Origin of the sequence: Candidatus Poriferisodalis sp., assembly GCF_965215815.1 — a bacterium.
Taxonomy (GTDB): Bacteria; Actinomycetota; Acidimicrobiia; order Acidimicrobiales; family Poriferisodalaceae; genus Poriferisodalis.
Genome location: NZ_CBDCEO010000013.1, coordinates 138,270 through 156,927 on the forward strand (window position 1 = coordinate 138,270; position 18,658 = coordinate 156,927).

General features: G+C 65.0%; 13 protein-coding genes. 3 read left to right on the forward strand and 10 right to left on the reverse strand.

The annotated features are described in order from the left end of the window. Positions 1 to 53: 53 nt before the first annotated feature. From ilvC to ACOOHB_RS10635, 3 genes are all read right to left on the reverse strand, one after another. Entirely contained in the window at positions 54 to 1,091 is a 1,038-nt protein-coding gene (gene ilvC / locus ACOOHB_RS10625; protein ID WP_420444817.1) for a ketol-acid reductoisomerase, read from the reverse strand. A 101-nt stretch (positions 1,092 to 1,192) separates the two neighbouring features. After that, positions 1,193 to 1,714 carry an acetolactate synthase small subunit gene (gene ilvN / locus ACOOHB_RS10630; protein WP_420444818.1) on the reverse strand — a complete coding sequence of 174 codons (522 nt, stop codon included), beginning with the start codon at positions 1,712 to 1,714 and terminating at the stop codon, positions 1,193 to 1,195. After that, positions 1,711 to 3,537 carry an acetolactate synthase large subunit gene (locus ACOOHB_RS10635; protein WP_420444819.1) on the reverse strand — a complete coding sequence of 609 codons (1,827 nt, stop codon included), beginning with the start codon at positions 3,535 to 3,537 and terminating at the stop codon, positions 1,711 to 1,713. Before ACOOHB_RS10635 ends, ilvN begins: the two co-directional genes overlap by 4 nt. Before the next feature lie 235 nt (positions 3,538 to 3,772). On the opposite strand from ACOOHB_RS10635, the gene ACOOHB_RS10640 reads away from it, so the two are divergent. Continuing rightward, on the forward strand, positions 3,773 to 5,167 hold the full coding sequence (locus ACOOHB_RS10640; RefSeq protein WP_420444820.1) for a PQQ-dependent sugar dehydrogenase: 1,395 nt from the start codon (positions 3,773 to 3,775) through the stop codon (positions 5,165 to 5,167). Between the two features lie 34 nt (positions 5,168 to 5,201). Next, positions 5,202 to 6,512, forward strand: coding sequence for an MATE family efflux transporter (locus ACOOHB_RS10645; protein WP_420444821.1), 1,311 nt, complete (start codon positions 5,202 to 5,204; stop codon positions 6,510 to 6,512). Positions 6,513 to 6,524: 12 nt separating this feature from the next. On the opposite strand, the gene ACOOHB_RS10650 is transcribed toward ACOOHB_RS10645, so the two are convergent. The 6 genes from ACOOHB_RS10650 to ACOOHB_RS10675 all read right to left on the reverse strand — a co-directional run bounded on the left by ACOOHB_RS10650 (position 6,525) and on the right by ACOOHB_RS10675 (position 14,871). After that, positions 6,525 to 7,745, reverse strand: coding sequence for an ATP-binding protein (locus tag ACOOHB_RS10650; protein WP_420444822.1), 1,221 nt, complete (start codon positions 7,743 to 7,745; stop codon positions 6,525 to 6,527). Positions 7,746 to 7,753: 8 nt separating this feature from the next. After that, positions 7,754 to 10,471, reverse strand: coding sequence for a TrlF family AAA-like ATPase (locus ACOOHB_RS10655; protein ID WP_420444823.1), 2,718 nt, complete (start codon positions 10,469 to 10,471; stop codon positions 7,754 to 7,756). A gap of 97 nt (positions 10,472 to 10,568) precedes the next feature. Then, positions 10,569 to 12,023: an Asp-tRNA(Asn)/Glu-tRNA(Gln) amidotransferase subunit GatB gene (gene gatB, locus ACOOHB_RS10660; RefSeq protein WP_420444824.1), complete on the reverse strand. Its 1,455-nt coding sequence runs from the start codon at positions 12,021 to 12,023 to the stop codon at positions 10,569 to 10,571. Next, positions 12,023 to 13,516: an Asp-tRNA(Asn)/Glu-tRNA(Gln) amidotransferase subunit GatA gene (gene gatA, locus ACOOHB_RS10665; RefSeq protein WP_420444825.1), complete on the reverse strand. Its 1,494-nt coding sequence runs from the start codon at positions 13,514 to 13,516 to the stop codon at positions 12,023 to 12,025. The genes gatB and gatA overlap by 1 nt, the downstream gene beginning before the upstream one ends. 30 nt (positions 13,517 to 13,546) lie before the next feature. Next, the gene (gene gatC, locus ACOOHB_RS10670) at positions 13,547 to 13,858 is read right to left on the reverse strand and encodes an Asp-tRNA(Asn)/Glu-tRNA(Gln) amidotransferase subunit GatC (protein WP_420444826.1); all 312 of its coding nucleotides are present in this window, start codon (positions 13,856 to 13,858) and stop codon (positions 13,547 to 13,549) included. A 104-nt stretch (positions 13,859 to 13,962) separates the two neighbouring features. Beyond that, on the reverse strand, positions 13,963 to 14,871 hold the full coding sequence (locus ACOOHB_RS10675) for a hypothetical protein (RefSeq protein ID WP_420444827.1): 909 nt from the start codon (positions 14,869 to 14,871) through the stop codon (positions 13,963 to 13,965). An 86-nt stretch (positions 14,872 to 14,957) separates the two neighbouring features. Here ACOOHB_RS10675 and ligA point away from each other — a divergent pair, with 86 nt between their 5' ends. Further along, positions 14,958 to 17,249, forward strand: a complete 2,292-nt coding sequence (gene ligA / locus ACOOHB_RS10680) for an NAD-dependent DNA ligase LigA (RefSeq protein WP_420444828.1) — start codon at positions 14,958 to 14,960, stop codon at positions 17,247 to 17,249. A 38-nt stretch (positions 17,250 to 17,287) separates the two neighbouring features. Here the strand turns inward: ligA and ACOOHB_RS10685 are convergent, their stop codons facing one another. Next, positions 17,288 to 18,604 (reverse strand): ATP-binding protein, encoded by a 1,317-nt coding sequence (locus ACOOHB_RS10685; protein ID WP_420444829.1) that lies wholly within the window; start codon positions 18,602 to 18,604, stop codon positions 17,288 to 17,290. Positions 18,605 to 18,658 lie beyond the last annotated feature (54 nt).

Below are 18,658 nucleotides of genomic sequence, written 5' to 3' on the forward strand. Positions count from 1 at the left end.
ACAGACATTGACTGGGTGATGGCCGAGTCGGGCAAGAGCGAGCAGCGGATCGCTCAGGAAACGGCGCCACCTGATGCGGCGGTGACGTCCTGTCGGCCGGCGGTGATCCACGGCATCATCGCCCGCAGCTCTGCGCCGACTTGCTCGATGGGATGCTGCTTGCCTTCTTCGACCATCCGGCGGTAGTTCGGCAGCCCGTTGCGGTTCTCATCGATCCACTCTTGGGCGAAGCTGCCGTCCTGGATCTCGGCCAGGATGCGCTTCATCTCCGCACGGGTCTCGTCGGTGATGATGCGCGAGCCGCGGGTCATGTCGCCGTACTCGGCCGTTGTCGAGATCGAGTACCGCATGCCTGAGATGCCGGCCTCGTAGATGAAGTCGACGATCAGCTTCACCTCGTGCAGCGTCTCGAAATAGGCGGACTCGGGCTGGTAGCCGGCCTCCACGAGCGTCTCGTAGCCAGCCCGGATCAGCTCGGTCAAGCCGCCGCAGAGCACCACCTGCTCGCCGAACAGGTCAGTCTCGGTCTCCTCGGCGAACGTGGTCGTCAGCACGCCGCCGCGGGTGCCGCCGATGCCCTTCGCGTACGCCAGCGCGTCTGCCATCGCGTTTCCGGTCGCGTCCTGGTGGATGGCCACGAGCGCCGGGACACCACCGCCCTCGACGTAGGTGCGTCGCACGTTGTGGCCGGGACCCTTGGGGGCGATCATCCACACGTCAACTTCGGAAGGCGGGTTGATCTGGCCGAAGTGGATGTTGAAGCCGTGAGAGAAGGCAATGGCGTTGCCCGCCTTCAGGTTCGGAGCGATCGAGGAGTCGTAGATGGCGGCCTGGTCGGTGTCGGGCAGCGCCATCATGATGATGTCGGCCTCGGCAGCCGCTCCTGCAACATCGGCGACACGCAAGCCCTCTGATTCCGCCTTCGGGCGCGAGGACGAGCCTTCGCGCAGTCCCACGACCACGTCCACACCGCTGTCGCGCAGGTTCAGAGCGTGGGCATGGCCTTGCGATCCGTAGCCCATGACGGCCACGGTGCGCCCCGCCAGCTGGCCCAGGTCTGCATCTTCCTCGTAGTAGATGGTTGCAGGCATTGTTGTCGCTCCTCGACCTATGTGAATCGTTCAGGAATCGTGCGGATGGAGTATGCCGAGCTCTGTGGTGCGGACCGTGCGGCAGCCCTTTTTAGGCAGGCTCAGCCGGTCATGCCGACGGCGGGCTCATAGGCATCGAGCGCTCGCAGCGCGATGCGGCCGGTGCGCTGGAGCACATGCAAGCCAAATGGGCGCAATTGGCGCTCGCATCGGTCGAGCCGATCCGGATGGGCGCTGACGCTCACAATTGCCTCGCCGTCGGTGTGATCAAGCACGTCCCCCCCGTATTCGGAGATGACCTCGACGACAGCTGCGAGATCGACCGCCCCGACGCGTGCGAGCATCAGCTCGCGTTCGATCGAGTCCGACGGGTGCAGCTCGCTGATGTGGATCACATTGATGAGCTTGTCGAGCTGCTTTGCGATCTGGGTGACGTCGGTGTTGTGGACGTCGACGACGATGGTGATGCGGCTGTAGTCGGGATCGCCGGTCGGAGCGACCGCAAGGGAGAAGATGTTGAAGCCGCGGCGGCTGAAGAGACCGGCGATGCGCGCCAGCACGCCGAACTTGTTCTCCACAATGGCCGCGAAGATGTGGAGATCCGGCTCCTGTGGGGCGCTCACGACGGCGCTGAACCCTTCAACGCAGCTTCGGCGTCGCCTTCAGGCCCCAGGATGATGTCGTCGTTGGAGCCGCCGGCCGGCACCATGGGGTACACCTTCTCCTCGGTATCGACCCGGAAGTCGATCACCACGGGGCGGTCATTGATCGAGTTCGCCTTCGTGATTGCGGGCACCACTTCGGAGGCTGACTCCACCCGGATGCCTGCGCAGCCCATGGCCTCGGCCCAGCCCACGTAGTTGGGGTGATCTGCGCTGAGGTACACCTGGCTGTAGCGCTCGGAGTAGAAGAGCTCCTGCCATTGACGCACCATGCCGAGGTAGGCGTTGTTGAGGATGGCCACCTTCACCGGGATGTTCTCGGCGCTTGCGGAAATCAGCTCCTGGGCAGTCATCTGGAAGCAGCCGTCGCCATCGATGGCCCACACGGTGCGATCGGGCCGGCCCACCTTGGCGCCGATGGCAGCCGGCACCGCGAAGCCCATGGTTCCGAGGCCGCCCGAGTTGACCCAGGTGTAGGGGTGATCGAACTTCCAGAATTGGCTCGCCCACATCTGGTGCTGCCCGACACCCGACACGACGATCGTGTCGTCGGGCGTGTTATCGCGCAGCTGCTCCACCACGTACTGCGGCTTGAGCGGGTGACCGCTCGAGGGCTGGTCATAGCTCAGCGGAAATTGCTCCTGCCAGCCCGAGATCGTCGACTTCCAGGCCGACCGGTCCGCCATGGCATCGGTTGCGTCGGTACCGTCGGCCGGCCGCAGCGCTGCGATCAGCGCCTCTACGGCCACCCGGGCGTCACCGGCAATGGCAACCTCGGGCACGCGCACCTTTCCGTGTTCGGCCGGGTCGATATCGACGTGGATGACCTTGGCACCGGGGGCGAAGTGTGCTGGGTTTCCCGTGACCCGATCGTCAAAGCGCGCCCCGAGGTTGATAAGCAGGTCAGCCTGCTGCATCGCGGTCACCGCCGAGTAGTTGCCGTGCATGCCGGGCATGCCCAGGCAGAGACGATGACGGTCTGGGAACACTCCGCGGGCCATCAAGGTCGTGACGACATGGATGTCGCACATCTCTGCGAGCTCACGCAACGCCTCTGCCGCACGCGCCTTCAGCAGGCCCCCGCCCGCGTAGATCACTGGGCGCTGAGCGGTGCGGATCAACGCAGCGGCTTCGGCAATGGCCGCGGGATCGACTTCGCTTCGGGGCCGGTAGCCGGGCAGGTCAACGCTGTCTGGCCAGTACCAGCTCATCATCTCGTTGCTGACGTCCTTCGGCAGGTCTATCAGCACCGGTCCCGGCCGGCCGGTGGTGGCAATGTGAAACGCCTCGGCGACGATGCGCGGGATGTCGGCCGCCTCGGTGACCAGGTAGTTGTGCTTGGTGACCGCCATGGTGATGCCCGTGGTGTCGCACTCCTGGAAGGCATCCGAGCCAATCGCCGACATCGCCACCTGGCCGGTCACGACCACCAACGGGATCGAGTCCATGAAGGCATCGCACAACGGCGTCACGATGTTGGTGGCAGCCGGCCCGCTCGTGACCATCGCCACACCCGGCTTGCCGGTGACATGCGCGTAGCCCTGCGCCATGTGGCCCGCACCCTGCTCATGGCGCACCAGGACATGACGGATCGGCGAGTCCAGCACCGGGTCGTACACGGGCAGGATCGCCCCGCCCGGCAGGCCGAACATCACCTCGACACCGCTCATCTCGAGGCTTCGCATTAAGGCCTGGGCGCCCGTGAGCTCCATGAAGTTTCTCCTACACGAATCCTGAAATGACTGTGCCCCAAAATGACTGAGTCCATAAATGACTGAGTCCATAAATGACTGTGCCTCCCGAGCGGGAGGCAGGGCGAGCGCGTCGAAACGAGCTCGCCTAGGTAAGTACCCCTACGACCTCATTGCGCGTCGCGGGCTCGGCAGGGCAGCCGAACTGGTGTGCTGGTGAGCGCATCGACCCATTCTGTCGTGCCTGCCCCGCAGCCACAACTTGATTCGGGCACACGCACGACCGAAATCAGGCCGGCATGCCGCTGGGTGGGCGTACATTGGCCGGGTGCAGGGCGGACGGCTGTTCAGCGTCGCTGCCTGCACCGTGGCCATTGTTGCTGGGGCGATAGCGGCGGGTTGCTCGGACATCGGGCTTGATGAGGGCACTGGCCCTGCCGTCGGCAGTCCCGGCGACGGCACGGGCGCCCAGGCAACCGTGCCTGCCACCACGCTGCCGCTGACGCAGACCCCCGAGTACCTGGCGTCCAATACGCCCTGCCCGGTGGGTCTGCCCGAGCTCGGGGCCATCCCGCTCAGCGAGGCGGCCGCCGGGCGTGTCGTGACGGTCTCGCCGTACATCGACCTCGTCGAGGCAACCGTGATGGTCTTCGATGGGGCGACATCGGACGCTGGAGACTCAGGTACCAGGAGCGCCGGCGGTGGCTTTGTCGGCGACCGCAGGGGCCGCATCTGGCGATTTGCACCCAACCTGGCGGTACAGGAGGGCTCCGGATTCGGTGCGATCTTGAGCGCGGAGCCCGTGGCCGACTTCTCGTCGAACACGGCGGCCGAGCACGATCAGGGCTTGGTAGGCATGACACTGGGGCCACACGGTCGGCTGTGGATCAACCGCACCGACCGGCACGGTTCCAGTGTGCTCACCGTGCTCACGCCGACCGCTGACCGCACGGCGTTGCATGGCGACTACACCGATGTGCTGCAGGTGAGTCAAACCAATGCACAGCACAATGGCGGCGATCTGCTGTTCGGTCCGGACGGGCTGCTGTATGCGTCGTTCGGTGACGGCGGCGGCCTCGGCGACCCTCGTCATCACGGCCAGAACCTCGCCACTCCGCTGGGGGCCGTGCTGCGATTCGCCCTCGATACCGGCGGCAGCACTGATTCTGACGACTGGCGCCTGGTGCCCGCGGCGGGCAACCCGGACCTTGAGCCCGGCAGCGATCCGCACATCTGGGTCTACGGCGCGCGCAACCCGTACCGCATGTCGTTCGACGAGGCGACCGGCACGTTGTGGGTCTCGGACGTGGGCCAGCAGTGCATCGAAGAGGTCAACGTGCTCGCACCCGACGAGGGCGGCGCCAACTTGGGCTGGAACGCCTACGAGGGCACTCGGCGCTTTGTGGGCGATGAGCTCAGCAACCACCGGGCACCGGACTTCGAGTACCGGCACGGACGCGGCCTGTGCGCGGTGATCGGGGGACACGTCTACCGCGGCAGCCAGCTGGAGTGGCTGACGGGTCGCTACGTGTTTGCGGATCTGTGCGGGGGCGATGTCTACGCGGTGGCAGTGCAACCCGGCGCCCAGCCCGACGAGGTCTGGCATCTAGGCGTGAGCACGCCGCGACCGGTCGGATTCGCCGTCGACGGAACCGGCGAGCTGTACGCCATCGACATGGAAACTGGCGTGTGGCGACTCACCGCCGATTCTTTGGCCAGATGATGCCGGAAACATCGATTGCAACCGGGGCATAGCTGTGTTGCGCCGCACGGTCTATGACCGCGAGATCCTGCTGCTGGCCGTGCCAGCGTTCGGCGCACTGATTGCCGAGCCGCTCTATGTGGTCACCGACACCGCCATCGTGGGCAGGCTTGGCACTCCCGAGCTGGCAGGGCTGGCCATTGCATCGGCCATCTTGCTCAGCGCCCATGCGGCGCTGATCTTCTTGGCCTACGGCACAACGGGGCTGGTCGGTCGGATGGTCGGCGCCGGTTCGCCGCAGCGGGCAGCCGAGCAGGGCATCGCTGGCATGTGGCTGTCGGTCGGCTTCGGCATCGCCGTCAGCCTGGCCATGTGGGCGGGATCCGACTGGCTCGTGAGTCTGTTCGATCCGACGCCCGAGGTCACCGATCTGGCACTCACCTACCTGCGAATCAGCCTGATCGGCTTCACCGCGTTGCTGGCCGCCATGGCCGCCACCGGTTACCTGCGAGGCGCGCAGGACACGGTCACGCCGCTCATCGTTGCCGTGGCGTCGGCTCTCGCGAACCTGCTGATCGAGCTCGTGCTGGTGTTCGAACTCGACATGGGAGTTGCCGGCTCGGCCTGGTCGACGGTTGTTGCGCAGTGGGGAGCGGCGATCGTGTTCGTTGTCGCCGTTCACCGCCGAACACGGGCCGCAGGCGCTTCGTTGCGGCTGGTCGCGGCCGCCGCGCGCCGCTATGCCCGCGTTGGCCTGCAGATGTTCGTGCGCACGAGCGCGCTCCGGGGCTCGTTCGTGCTGGCGGCAGTGTTCGCCTCGCGCATCGGCACCACGGAGCTGGCCTCCCACCAAATCGGTGCGGAGATCTGGTCGTTGCTCGCCCTCGCCCTTGATGCGGTCGCGATTGCGGGTCAAGCCATGGTGGCCAAGGAGCTTGGCGCCAGTCGGCCCGACGTGGCACGCGCCGCCAGCGTGCGGATGATCGGAATGAGCCTCCAGCTCAGCTTTATCTTCGGGGCAGCGCTCGTATTGCTGCGCATCCCGCTCGCGGGAATCTTCAGCACCGATCCCGAAGTGGTCTCTCTCGGCGGCTTCGTGCTGCTGTTCGTGGCTGCCATGCAGCCGGTCAATGCCGCCGCCTTCGCCTTCGACGGCATCTTCATCGGCGCCGGCGACTTGGGCTTCTTGGCACGGGCAATGGCTGGCGCCGCGGCGGGCTTCGCAATTGTCGGCGGGACTGTGCGCTTGCTGGACCTGGGAATCGGCTGGCTGTGGGCCGCGTTGGTCCTGTTCATGTGCCTGCGTGTTGCGCCCCAGTGGATTCACTTCCGAGGCGACGCCTGGCTCCGCACTGGCGACTCCTGAACGCAGCGCCTGCTACTTCCAAAGACGCACCGTAAAGCGATGCTCTTCCTCCACGAGTTCGGGCTCAGTCCCGTTGTGTGCGCTCATGGCTGGTATGACCTGACGGCGAATGCCCATTCCGAGGCCCTCTACGTAGCCGTAGTCACGCATGATGCTCATCACTACCTGGTTGCGCGCGTAGCGCACGCCGGCGCGGATGCCCTCGACATCGACGGTGTTCGGCAAGTTGCCTGGACTCTGGACCTCGAGTCGATCATCGAAGATCGACAGCAGCACATCAGTGCCGAGAATGCTGTAGTCACGATGCACAAGTGCGTTGACCACAATCTCGCGAACCGCCCTCTCGGGGTAGTCCCGTTGTTCGCTACGACGACCGTCTTCAAGCAAAGCCGTCACGTCTGTATTGCGGCGTACGAAGTCGAGTGCCCGCTCCACCACACCCGTCTCGATCAACGAGCCATCCCCCGAGCACAGGGGCACCAAAGCACCCTTGATGCTCTCATCTGCTCGCGTTGCATAGTCGGGTTCGCTGCCCACGAAGCAGACAGCTCGAATTCCGCACTGTGGCAGGAATCGCCCAGTGTTGGAACCGAACAGCAGCATCCCATCGACGGTGGCGTACGTCTCCGCGTCCGCTTCCGTCGCAAGCTCCAAGTTGCGTAGCAGCCTGCGCCACGAATTTGAACCCGCGCTCGGCGTGTCTTTGTCGAGGCGGATGCGGGCGAAGTAGTCCCTCAAACGACGTTCATCCAGATCCGCAACGCTGGTGCCGGGCACCGGCTTGAGGCCATATCGCAGTCCGCCCGACTGCTGGTATAGCCGTTGTTCTTCTTCGCGCGTGGCGTCACGCGTCGTCGTCCCGACCCGGACCTTGGTGACCCAGTGAGATCCTTGCTTGACTTTGTACGGCTTATCCGGCGCTGTGGCGGGCACGGTCACAACGCCGACGGCAACACCGTCTTCGGGCTCGACGATTTCCCACGTCGGGACGACCGGGGGTTGAAGATGATCACGAGCCAGCTGCATTAACCACTCCTCGGCCTGTTTCGCTGACCGAGTCATGCCTGAGACGTTGCCGTCGTCTTCGACACCGAGCAGAACGAACCCGCCTTCGTGGTTGAGCAGCGCTGCGATCTCGGCTGCGAGCCGGCCCGGCTGCACATCGTCGCGTTTGAACTCGACACGTGAACTCTCGCCGCCCGCGAGCACTTCGAGCAGGTCAGTTCGATTCACCTAGTGCCTCAGAAACCGTACTTGCGACGTCGACGCTCGAAGGCATCCTTGCCGCCTTCTAAGATCTCCTCCACCAGCGACCGAACGGACGGGGTGTCAATCGACCCCATGTGATCGGTACTGATGAAGGCCTTGCCTAGGTCATCTGCATCACCGGCTTCGCCTGTCGCATCCAGGCCCAGAATGAGTTCTGCGTCGCCGAGCACTGGGATGTTCGCGTTGTGCGTAGAAAAAACGAACTGGCGTCGCCGTTTGTTTTCGCGCATCTTCTCGACGATCACTTCGCTGATGAAGCGATTGTCGAGGTCATCTTCGGGTTGGTCAATGATCAACGGCGCGTCAGATTCAAGGAGTAACAGCAACAGCACGGCCGTGGCTTTCTGGCCTTTCGAGAGTTGCTTTAGAGATTGCCAAGCTTCGTCGCCCTTGTCACTGGATGTGTTCAAGAGCAGGTCGGTCGTTGGCGGCAGCTCTAGCTCCTCAATCTTCATGAACGTGCTCTCGCCGGCACCGGAAAGGCTCGCAGCCTGGGTCTTCGTGAGGCCGTAGTGCTTCGCCAACTCGGCAGAACCCCTTCGACAGCGGGTCACGAGGTCCGTAAGCGACAAGTCTTCGGCGGATTCGAGTTGCCGGATCGCTACATCCAGTCGGCCGCGGATCTCCTCCCTAAGCAAGTCCGTCAAGGGCGTCCGCTCACCCGCAGCGCTGACCTCAACCCGTACGTAACCCCGAAGCTTCTTGTTTACTCGTTTTGCAGCGCGCACTAATTCGCGGAACTGTGCTGCCTTCAAGCCCTCCCACTCGTCAAGCAGATTCCGCCGACGCTGACGTTCTTCGGTACACAGCTTCATGAGCGCTACCCGTCGTTCTTCGAGGGGGCGCAAATTCTCGATGCTGCGCCGCAACCGAATGAACTCCTCCCCATCTACAGCTGACTTTTGCAGGTCGCGCAATATCGCCTCGTATTGCGCGTCAACCACCGATTTGTGATCCGACCAGTCCACGGTGATTGCGTCAATGTGCTGGTTTACTCGCTCCAAGGCGCGCTCGATGTCCCGCACTGCTGCTTCAAGTGAGTCGCTCAATTCCTGCAGCACCGCGTTTGCCCTGTCGAGGATCGGACCACCGGGCAAGTCCGACAGTGCACGTGTCGACAGGAAGGTGCGGTCGAGAGGAAGGTCCTGGCGCAGAGTCGACACGGCTTCGCGTACTGGCTGCAGCCGCTCCGGAATGGAATCAATAATGCGGGACTCTCGGACCAATAGGCTCTGGTCCCGCAAACGTTCTTCGAGACCGGCTTCCTGAAATCGTTCTAGCGTCTCTTCGAGCTGGGGAAGTTCCGCGAGGCGCTCGTCGATCGAGGCAAGTTCTGCATCAGCCTCCAAGAGCGACTGGCGGGTGGTCCGCAGGCCTCGCCTAATGCTTGTCTTGCGAGCCTCAAGGTCGGTGTCGGAGCGCACGAACCGGTGCAGGAGACGAGTGCGCTTGGGGCCGCTGCGGGTGAGTTCGGATATCTCATGCTGCCCGAAGACTTCAACTCGAGGCAGCACATCACATGGCCGGAGGCTCGAGACTTGACCGAATTCATCGCGAACAACGGGCGGATTGGGCACCGTCCGTTCGATTCGGTAACTGCGCTCGGCGGGTTGCAACGAGCGCACCGACATCGTGACCTTGGTGCCACTCTGGAGAACGTGGCGCACGATGTCGCGATGTGCACTACGTGCTTCGTCGCCCGCTGGTTCGAGATCCAAGACGTAGCGGATGCTCTCGATGACCGTGGACTTGCCGGTGCCGCGACCACCGATGAGAACGTTGAGATTCGGGTTGAAGTGAATCGCGCCGCCGTCCAGGAATCCGCCGCCTTCCCATGCGATCGCAACTAGCTCCGAGTGTTCGTCGGGTTGTTCATCCGTGTTGAGCCGGATCCGCGAATCTGGGTCGAGAAAGGCCTGACGTAGGCCTTCGACACTGGGCCGGCCAGAAAACTTGATCAGGGTGGTCGTGCTCGCATCGCCCAAGTCGTCAACTTGGGCGACATCTGTGGCGTTGACCACGGCGAGCGCTTGTCGCTTTCCCGCCATGTAGGCGCGCGCGTACTCAGGCACCTGGTTGCGGACAATCGAGCGAGTCCCCTCGTGGAGATCCTCAATCGACGAGGGAATCTGAATCGCAAGCAAATGCTCGTTCCGCCACGCCAGCGCCCGAGCGTTCTTCTGGAGTGCTTGGAACAGTCCCTTAGAGCCAATGGCGTGCGCCGCGATGGCGATTCCGCCCTGACTAGGAACTGTGGACAGGATTGCCGAAAAATCTCTGCTGCATGGCTCTGGCGATGGTTCAGGCTTGCGGATTCCAAACTCGCCGAGAAAGCGTTCGAGTTGCGCAGTGTCAGTGTCAGCGTCATAGATACAGAGAACATGAATGCCGTCAGTCGACTCGATCTCGAAACCTGGCAGCACCGTTACGTCCGAACCGATTGCAGCCGCTCGAAATGCGGATACATCCCGAACACTGTTGTGGTCGGTTATCGCGAGCACGCCGATCTTGAGCTTGCGGGCCGTCTCAATCAGCTTCGCCGCGTAGCTTGCCGCGTCGCCATCGTTAGGAGAACTGCGGTAGCTACCGCCGTAGTGGTGCGGGTTCACTTGCAACGCGCAGCGAACGAATTCGGCACCGCTTGGCATCTGGTCTGCCGCGGCAATGACGTCGGTTTCGATGTCGGCCATATGTGTCCTCAGGTCGCCGAGACCTAGATCGCCAAGACTGCGCCCGAGGATACGACCGCCGTGGGCGACCCGATGGACCGCGACTCACCAGCCTCAGTCAGGCCTCGCGGCGCTGGGCAAGCAGCTGGTTGACGGCCTTGCCGTCAGCTTGGCCGCGGGTCGCTTTCATCACCGAGCCCACGAAGACGCCGGCCACCTTGGACCCGCCGGCGCAGAACTTCTCCCAGGCCTCAGGGTTCTCGGCGATGGCCTGGTCCACCAGGGCCTCGAGTTCTCCGGAGTCCATGGCTTCGAAGCCCAACTCTGCTGCAATCGCACCCGGTTCGGCCCCGGCTCCAGGTGCCCGTTCGCACATGATCCCGAGCACGGTCTTCGCCTGCGTTGCTGTGAGCTGGCCTGACGTTTCCATTGCGACAAGCGACGCCAGCTGCGTGACGTCGAGCAGCTCGGCCCCCTCGAGCGCCAAGTTCTGCACGGCGTGCGTGACGGTGCGGGCCGCATCAGCGCCGGCTTCGACTGCTCCCAGCACCAGCGTGGCCATGCCGCGGCTCACGATGACCTGCGCGTCGTCGGGGTCGGCACCCAGTGCACCGAGGCGCTCGCGGTGGGAGGCAGGCAGTGCTGGCATCGCAGAGCGCACCCGCTCAATCCAGTCGGGCTCGGGCGCGAGCGGCACCAAGTCGGGTTCGGGGAAGTAGCGGTAGTCGTCGGCCTCTTCTTTGGATCTCAGCGGGTGGGTGCGGCCGTCGGTGGACCAGTGCCGGGTCTCCTGAATCGGCAACTCGCCCGCTTCATAGAGCCCGATATGCCGCCGGGCCTCGTGGTCGATGGCGTTGCGCAGCGACCGCAACGAATTGAGGTTCTTGACCTCGCAGCGAGTGCGCAGTTCGTCCGAGCCGGCGGGCCGCACGCTGATGTTCGCGTCGACGCGCATGGAGCCTTCTTCGAGCCGAGCGTCGGACGCGCCGAGCGCCAGCAGGATCGCCCTCAATTCCTCGACATAGGCGCTGGCCTCAGCGGCCGATCCGATGTCAGGTCGTGAGACGATCTCCAGCAGCGGTGTGCCTGCCCGGTTGTAGTCCACGAGCGCGCCGACCGCCCCGTGGATGCGACCATCTGCACCCCCCAAGTGCGTCGTCTTGCCAGCGTCTTCTTCCAGATGCGCCCGCTCGATGCCCACCCGGTTCCCGCCGGGCACATCCAGCCAGCCCTCCGAGCAGATCGGCTGGTCGTACTGGCTGACCTGGTAGTCCTTCGGCATGTCGGGGTAGAAGTAGTTCTTGCGGTGGAACACCGACGGCCGTATCTCGCAGTTGAGCGCGAGACCCACCGCCATGGCCAGTTCGACGGCGCGGCGGTTCAGCACGGGCAGTGAGCCGGGCAGGCCCAAGCAGACCGGCGTGACGTTGGTGTTCGGCTCGTCGCCGAAACGGCTGGGCGCCGCGGAGAACAGCTTCGTATCGGTCGCCAGCTCGACATGGACCTCGAGCCCGACAACGATCTCCCAGTCTGTCGGCGTCGCCCGTGCGGGGTCCTGATGAGCGGCCGGCATCACGCGCCCCTCGAGGGGGTGCCTGCGGTCAACCGCGGTGCTGACAGCTGCGGCGCAGCGCGCTCGAGTGCTGCAGCCACCGTCAGCATCGTTTCCTCGCCCAAGGCCGGTGCCATCACCTGCACGCCCACCGGCAGATCCTCGGCGCCTGTTCCGAACGGCACCGACATGGCCGGGTCGCCTGAGAGATTGGACGGGATGGTGCAGGTGTCGCAGCGGTACATCGTCATGGGATCGGAGCGCTCGCCAAAGCGAAACGCCACGCATGGCGAGGTAGGCGAGAGCAGCACGTCGTAGTCGGCGTAGGCGGCGTCGAAATCCCGCCTCGTGAGCATGCGGACTCGCTGAGCCTTGCCGTAGTAGGCGTCGTAATAGCCGGCGCTGAGAGCGAAGGTCCCCAGCATGATGCGTGCCTTGACTTCGTCGCCGAAGCCGGCCCGGCGGGTGAGGCGATTCATCTCTTCGACGTCAGCGCCATCGATGCGCAGCCCGTAGCGGGTTCCGTCATAGCGGGCCAAGTTGCTCGAGGCCTCCGCGGGCGCGATGAGGTAGTACGCGGTGAGTCCGTACGTGACCGCAGGCACCGAGACCCGGCCCACGGTCGCACCAGCGGCCGCAAGCGCATCGGCCGCCTCGATCACCCGTTCAGTGACGTCCGCTTCGATCCCGTCCAGCGCGCCGCCCGCACTGCCACCCGCCCCGGTCAGCTCGCTCACAATGCCCACCCTCAGTCCTTCGACGCCCCGGCTCAGCGCGGCGGCGTAGTCGGGCACGGCAGTGGGGATCGATGTGCTGTCGGCCCGATCGTGGCCGCTGATGACCCCGAGGGTGAGCGCCGCATCGGCGACGTCGGTTGCGAACGGGCCGATCTGGTCAAACGAGCTCGCGAATGCAACGAGCCCGTAACGGCTCACCCGGCCATACGTCGGCTTGATGCCCACGATGCCGCACAGCGCAGCGGGTTGCCGGATGGAGCCGCCGGTGTCAGACCCGAGCGCCAGCGGCGCGAAACCAGCGGCAACAGCAGCAGCCGAGCCTCCGCTGGAGCCGCCGGGCACCCGGCCCAAGTCGTAGGGGTTGCGTGTGGGGCCGAACGCCGAGTTCTCGGTGGAACTGCCCATCGCGAACTCGTCCAGATTGGTCTTGCCGACCATCACCGCACCGGCGGCCGTCATCGCCTGCACCACCGTGGCGTCGTAGGGAGGCGACCATGTCTCGAGCATTCGAGATGAGCACGTGGTCGGCACGCCGCGGGTGCACAAGTTGTCCTTGAAAGCGACGGGGACGCCTGCCAGCGGACCCGGGTCGCGACCTGCGTCCACGGCGGCGTCCACTGCCGACGCGGCCGCACGGGCGTGGTCGGCGGTCACCGTGTTGAACGCGTGAACGTCGCCGTCGTGGGCCTCGATTCGGCTGAGGAATGTCTCCAGCACATCGGCAGCGCGGCGGTTGCCCGTACGTACGTCCTGCGCAATCGCGCTCGCTGTGCTCATCGGACGGTCGCCCTGTGGGTCATGACCGGCTCAGGATTCCCCGCCGAGCACGGGCGGCACTTCGAACTGTCCGTCAGATGATGCGGGCGCCTGGTTCAGAACTTCGTCCCGGTCCATTGACGGACCGACGATGTCGTCGCGAAAGACATTGCGGAGGGGGTACGGGTGCGCCAGCGGCGGCACCTCCGCGAGGTCAAGATCTTCCAGCTCGCGAGCGTGGTCCAGGACGCGCCCAAGGTGGCCCGTGTAGTGCTCGATCTCGGCCGGAGTGAGCTCGATGCGCGCGAGCCGCGCCACATGCGCCACCTGGTCCGTGCTGATCGCGGGCGTCGCTTCTCCCATCGCAGGCCGCAGGGTACCGGTGCGTCGGCAACGAGTAATCGGCCACGAATGCGTGGCTGACCGATGATGGATCAGCGGCGAATCAGGGATCGATGAGCATCGATTCAGCGGGGAATTCGTCGGCGGGCGGCTTCGGACAGCATTTCGCCCGGACGGGTTGGGCTGAACAGCACCCGGGAAACCGCCATCACCTGTGCCGTGCCTGTCGTGCGCGGCACCACCTCCACCTGACCGTCCAAGGTGACGAGCAGCACCGGGCCGAGCGCGTTGCCGCTGATGTCGGCCAGGTCGTCCGCCCCAAGATCGATGTCGGCGGGCGCGAGACCGAGCGACGCGATATTGGCACGGCGCAGCAGGAACGGCTCGCGCGTCGCCATGCGATCGTGCAGGACGAATCCGTTGGGTACGAACACGACCCAGCGACGAGATAGTTGATGCAGAGATCGAAAGCCCAGCACTGCGGAGGTGAACCCCGTGACCGTGGCAACGGCAGCCCAGATCCACTGCTCGATGGCCCACAGCACCAACGGCGCCGTTATCCCGGCGACAACAGCCACCCACACGATCGGGATGGGAGCGACTGCCAGCAGGAACGGGGTGCGCAACAGCATCCGTCGCTCATTGCCATAGCTGAGCCCGTCCACGAAGGAATTGCCTGTCTCTGGAAGCAGCGCTATCGCCGTCGTGACGACCGCCCCGACGATCGCCGTCGCTGCACGCTGCGCTGGAAGGTTGGCGTCCCATGCCGCCGCGGCCACGACCGAACCGATCGCCAAGCCGACGGATGCCGGCGTCGCGATGCGAACGACGGTGAGGGCCCACGGCCGGCGCACGAATGTCGCCGTCAGCACCAGTGCCCATGCAGCCCACAGTTCGGCACTCAGGATCCGCGCCGACGTCTGGGAGCAGGCACCGAGCGCGTCCGCTGCTGCTGCGCCCGCGCTCCAGGGCATCACCAACCACAGCAGCCGCAGCAACCACAGGGTCGGGTGTGCGCGAAGCGTTGCTCCCACGGGCGAAGTCTCGCCGCTGGACGCCGCAAACCCCCGCCTTGCTGCTGCCGAGATAGTTGCAGCCCCTCAGTATTCTCGGCAGTGCGATGCCCACCGACGACAACGATTCAAGAGGCGAGTGCCATGAAGCGGTTCTCAGCTCCGCAGAGGAGGGCGATCTGAACCGCATGCGGCACTTAGAAAGACTGCTCAGCCGCTACGACGTCGAGTACCACCGAGACGATGCGCCGTCGGTGCCCGATGGGGAGTACGACGCTCGCAAGCGCGAACTCATCGAACTCGAATTGCGCTATCCCGACTTCGCAGATCCGAACTCGCCCAGCCAGCGTGTCGGCGCGGAACTGTCGGCACTCTTCAGCGAAGCCGTTCACGCCAGGCCGATGATGTCGCTGGACAACGCCATGGACCCCGATGAGCTACGGGCGTGGCACGGACGTGTCATGCGCGGGCTCGCCGCGGCGCAGCCGACACTGTTCGACGGCGACGCGGACCCCGACGGCGGCGGAAACGGGGATGACCCGGGCGTGCCCGAAACGGAGCTGATCTGCGAGCTCAAGTTCGACGGGCTGGCCGTTTCGCTTCGGTACGAGCAGGGACGACTTGTCCAGGCAGCGACGCGGGGAAACGGGCGCGTCGGAGAGGATGTCACCGCGAACGTCGTGACCATCGCAAACATCCCTCGGGAACTGAGCGCGGCATCGCCGATGCCGGAGGTCATTGAGGTGCGCGGCGAGATCTTCCTGCCGCTGGACAGATTCCGCGAGTTGAACGAGTCACAAGCCAAGGCGCGCCACGCCCTCAACGAGGCCGCACAAGGCGCAAGGAAACGGCTTGCAAGCACCACCGATGACATACCGGCGACTGAGCGGCGGAAGCTTGAGTCGCTGGCCAAGCTCAGTCCGGTCGATGTGCAGCGCCGCCATCCCGACTACGCAAACGCTCGGAACACAGCAGCGGGCAGCCTGCGCCAGAAGGATCCCTCGATTGTCGCGACGCGGGGCCTGTCGTTCTGGAGCTACGACGTCGGCGAGCTGGTCGGCGGCCCTGACCTCGACAGCGCCGGCGAGGTCTTCGACTACCTGGGCAAGCTCGGCATGCCGGTGAATCCCGAGATCCGCACCTTCGGCACGCTCGCTGAAGTCGAGGACTTCTGCGCGACATGGGAGCGCGACCGGCACAAGCCCTCCTACGAGATTGACGGTGTAGTCGTGAAGGTGGCCGATCTGGCGATTCGCTCGCAGCTCGGTTCCACCAGCCGCGCCCCGCGCTGGGCTATCGCGTACAAGTTCCCGCCCGAGGAACGCACGACCAAGCTGCGCAAGATCATGGTCTCGATCGGGCGAACGGGCCGTGCCACGCCCTTCGCGCAGATGGAGCCCGTGTTCGTCGGCGGGTCCACGGTCGCGATGGCCACACTGCACAACGAAGACCAGGTCGCCGCCAAGGACGTCCGCCCGCGCGACACGGTCGTCGTGCGCAAGGCCGGCGACGTCATCCCCGAAGTGGTCGGCCCAGTGCTCGCCGAACGCCCCTCAGACTCCGAGCCCTGGCGCTTCCCCGTCGAGTGTCCTTCGTGTGGCAGCAAGCTGGAACGCAACGAGGGTGATGCCAACACCTACTGCCGGAACCGCACATGCCGAGACCGAGTGATCCAGGGCATCGGTCACTTCGTCGGCCGCGGCGCGCTCGACATCGAGGGCCTCGGCGAGCGAACGATCGTGACGTTCTACGAACGAGGACTCATCGCTGGCCCAGCAGACCTCTTTGGGCTGATCATCGATCAACTTGTCGGGCTCGAGGGATTCGCCGAAAAATCCGCCAACAGTCTTCTTGTCGAGATCGAGGCTGCTCGTGATGCGCCACTGGCTCGATTGCTCATCGGTCTCGGCATCGAGCACCTCGGTCCGACGGCATCGGAACTGCTGGCACGGCGATTCGGCTCACTTCGAAGGATCATGGCCGCGAACGATGAGGAACTCGCAGCCATCGATGGCATTGGCCCGACCATTGCCGCAAGCGTCACCAGTTTCTTTGCCGATAAGGGCAACGCTGCGCTCGTCGAACGGCTGGACCAAGCAGGGGTGCGTTTCGACCGAGTCGACGGCGAGCTGGATGCGCCACAGGTGCTTGCAGGCAAGTCAGTCGTGGTGACGGGCAATCTCGATGGCTGGCATCTCAGCCGCGACGAAGCCAAGGCCGCGATCACAGCACGAGGAGGCAAGGCCCCAGGCAGCGTCAACAAGAGCACGTTCGCTCTGGTGGCAGGAGCGCGCGCCGGACAGACCAAGCTCGACAAGGCCGCCGACCTCGGCGTGCCGATCCTTGACGACAACGGCCTGCGAACCCTGCTCGAGACCGGGGAACTCTTAACCGGCTAGGCACCCACACCCCCCAGCCGGTGGCACCTACTTGGGGGCTAGGGCCCGAGGGCGGTGACGGGGGTGACTCGGACGCCATCGCGGCGGGTGTAGGCGAAGCCGAGGGCGGTGATGACCACCATGCCGACCAACTGCCCGGCACGGTCAGCGGCAACGTTGTCGCGTACGCGTTGCAGCGACTGGGCCGCTGCTTCGATCGCGTCGCTGCCGCCGAGCTTGATTTCTGCCGCGAGCCATCGCCCGTCGGGCAATTCGACGATGGCGTCGGCTTCGGTGCCCGCCGCGTCGCGCAGGTGAGAGACGCGTCCGTCGTGGGGCTGAGCGAGCACTCGCAGATCCCTCACCACGAGCGACTCGAACAGCAGGCCGAGCGTGGACATGTCACTAATGAGGCGCTCAGCATTGGCGCCGAGTGCGGCAGCCGCCAGCGAGGGATCGGCCAGATGCCACTTGGCCGACTTGCGCAGCGGTGCTCGAGAACGCAGGCGAACCGACCACGCGGGCTGTTCTTCGACGACGAAGACGCGTCGCAGTGCTTCCAGATACGCACGAACGGTGTGGCGGTGAAGTGACTCCGGTTCCGCATCCGCGCCCAATGTGCTCATGCTGGCTTCGGTCGCGACATTTCGTGCCAGTGAATGGAGCAGTCGCTCCACACCGGCGGGATTTCGGATGGCAGCGTCATCGAGGAGTCGTACATCGGATCGGGCAGCTTCGGAGAGATAGCCGCGCAGGTTGCGCTGAATTTCCGGCAACGGCAGCTCCACCTGACCGGGCCATCCACCCCGGCACAGTATTTGCGTGACTTCTGCGAGTCCCGAATCGGGTCGGCTTGCGCTCGCCGGTTGGCCGCTGAGAAGTCCTCCCAGAGACACCTCACCCGTGGAATCCCCTGACTCGAACAGCGACATCGGCCTCATTCGGATCCGGCGCACTCGTCCTGCACCGGTGTGGCGGGTGGCGTCGTCGGCGGGCCGGGCCGACCCTGCCAAGATGAAGCACCCGAATTCGGCCGTGGCGTCAACGGCGTGGCGCACGTGGTTCCACAGCCCAGGCACCACCTGCCATTCGTCGAGCAACCGGGGCGCCTCGCCGCCCAGCAGCGTCGAAGGGTCGATGCTGCCGAGAGCGCGCGCGTCGAGATCAGTGTCGAGGCGGATGGCGCTGCGGGCGTGACGCAGTCCCGTCCAGGTCTTGCCACAGCCGCGCGGTCCCTCCAGCACGAGGAACCCTGCAGACTGAAGGCCACGTTCGACTTCGAGATCGACGATCCTCGGCCGGTAGCCGTAGGGGACGAGATTTGGCCTGGACGTGTCTTCCACCGGCACAACCTCCGCGGCTTCCCTATCGCTCACACTGCATTGTACGCATTGTGGAGTTTTAAATATACGTTTTGTGACGATCTTGTT

Bases quoted from the DNA above. Each gene is read 5' to 3' on its own strand.
- ilvC (WP_420444817.1), bottom strand. From the start codon at position 1,091: ATGCCTGCAACCATCTACTACGAGGAAGATGCAGACCTGGGCCAGCTG.
- gatA (WP_420444825.1), bottom strand. From the start codon at position 13,516: ATGAGCACAGCGAGCGCGATTGCGCAGGACGTACGTACGGGCAACCGC.
- ligA (WP_420444828.1), top strand. From the start codon at position 14,958: ATGCCCACCGACGACAACGATTCAAGAGGCGAGTGCCATGAAGCGGTT.
- gatC (WP_420444826.1), bottom strand. From the start codon at position 13,858: ATGGGAGAAGCGACGCCCGCGATCAGCACGGACCAGGTGGCGCATGTG.
- ACOOHB_RS10635 (WP_420444819.1), bottom strand. From the start codon at position 3,537: ATGGACTCAGTCATTTATGGACTCAGTCATTTTGGGGCACAGTCATTT.
- gatB (WP_420444824.1), bottom strand. From the start codon at position 12,023: ATGCCGGCCGCTCATCAGGACCCCGCACGGGCGACGCCGACAGACTGG.
- ACOOHB_RS10655 (WP_420444823.1), bottom strand. From the start codon at position 10,471: ATGGCCGACATCGAAACCGACGTCATTGCCGCGGCAGACCAGATGCCA.